This is a genomic window from Methylobacterium sp. WL120 (assembly GCF_008039465.1).
GTDB classification, from domain to species: Bacteria; Pseudomonadota; Alphaproteobacteria; order Rhizobiales; family Beijerinckiaceae; genus Methylobacterium; species Methylobacterium cerastii.
Genome location: NZ_VRUT01000332.1, coordinates 1 through 1,424, shown reverse-complemented (window position 1 = coordinate 1,424; position 1,424 = coordinate 1). Strand labels below are relative to the sequence as shown.

Annotated in this window: 2 protein-coding genes and 1 pseudogene; 1 reads left to right on the top strand and 2 read right to left on the bottom strand. The window is 71.3% G+C overall.

Translation table 11 applies throughout. The features are described 5' to 3' along the window. Positions 1–390 (top strand): anti-sigma factor (locus tag FV229_RS26840; RefSeq protein ID WP_187275306.1); only part of this gene is annotated, 390 nt, incomplete at its 5' end. Between the two features lie 141 nt (positions 391–531). Here FV229_RS26840 and FV229_RS26835 read toward each other — a convergent pair. Further along, positions 532–1,092, bottom strand: coding sequence for a fasciclin domain-containing protein (locus FV229_RS26835; RefSeq protein WP_147754815.1), 561 nt, complete (start codon positions 1,090–1,092; stop codon positions 532–534). A gap of 205 nt (positions 1,093–1,297) precedes the next feature. After that, a pseudogene (locus FV229_RS28355) lies at positions 1,298–1,424 on the bottom strand (transporter); the annotation flags it as partial.

The following is a 1,424-nucleotide window of genomic DNA, read 5'->3' as shown; positions in this document are numbered from 1 at the left end:
GGGCTGCTCGCCGCCGGGCTCGCGCTGTTCGTCGCCGTCGGCGGCCGGCGCGACGAGGCGGCGCCGGGCACGCGCTACCTCGCCGTGGTGCAGAGCGGCGGCGCGCTGCCGGCGCTGGTGCTGCGGATCGATACGAAAGCCGGCACCGCCGAGGTGCGCCCGGTCGGCGCCGAGACCCCCTCCGGCAAGAGCCTCGAGCTCTGGTACATCGGCGCCGGCGCCTCGCCCAAGGCGATCGGCCTCGTCGGCCCCGCGGCGACCCGGATCGCCCTGCCCGCGGAGACCGCGGCGAGCGGACTCATCGCCGTCACGGTCGAGCCGCCCGGCGGTTCGCCGAACGGCACGCCGACCGGACCCGTGGTCTATTCCGGCACGCTGATCCGCGAGTGAGGCGGACGGCCCGGCGGCCTGGGATGTCTTGACGCCGAGACGCCCTGACCTTCGAACGAAGAACGCCCCGGACCGCGAGGTCCGGGGCGTTCTTCGCATCGTGCCGTGGTCCGGCGTCTGGGCCGGACCGCGGAAGCGCTATCAGGGCTGCAGCACGCCGTTGATGACGTGGATGACGCCGTTCGACTGCATCACGTTGGCGATGGTCACGGTGGCGGTGTTGCCCTTGGCGTCGGTCACGTAGACCTTCTTGCCCTTGGAGGTGACCACCAGGGGCTCGCCCTCGACGGTCTTGAGCTGGGCCTCGCCGCCGCCCTTCTTGACCTCGGCCATGAGCTCCTTGGCGGTGTAGACGCCGGAGACCACGTGATAGGTCAGGATCTTGGTGAGGGTGGCCTTGTTCTCGGGCTTCACCAGCGTCTCGACGGTGCCGGCCGGGAGCCGGGCGAAGGCGGCGTTTGTCGGCGCGAACACGGTGAACGGGCCCGGGCCCGACAGGGTGTCGACGAGGCCGGCGGCCTTCACGGCGGCGACTAGCGTGGTGTGGTCCTTGGAGTTGACCGCGTTCTCGACGATCGTCTTGTTGGCGTACATCGGCGCGCCGCCGACCATCGGGTTCTTGGCGAAGGCGGCGACGGGCGCGGCGCCGAGGGCGAGCGCGAGCGCGAAGGTGGCGAGGCGGGAAGCGTGATGCGACGTCATGGCGTGTCCTGACCGTTCGTAGGACCCCGGCGACCGGGGGTTACGGGCGCTCTTACGGGACGTCGCGCGGAAAGGTTTCGGCGCGGGCGCGTTTCCGGCGCCGCCAAGCGTCCGAAAACGAAAGACCGCCCGATCCTCGTGGATCGGACGGTCTTTCGCTTCAGGCCCGATCCGTCGCGGATCGGGCCGTCGGGTCGTGCGGCTCTCAGTACTTGCGGACGAGGGGGGTCGGCGCGGGGGCCGGGGCTGCGACCGAGTAGAGCGGCGCGATCAGGCGGATGAAGCCGTCGGTGGAGTAGTTGTCGCGGGTGCGGCCGTCGAAGGTGGCGTAG

Coding starts and splice junctions, on each gene's coding strand:
- FV229_RS26835 (WP_147754815.1), bottom strand. CDS start 1,092: ATGACGTCGCATCACGCTTCCCGCCTCGCCACCTTCGCGCTCGCGCTC.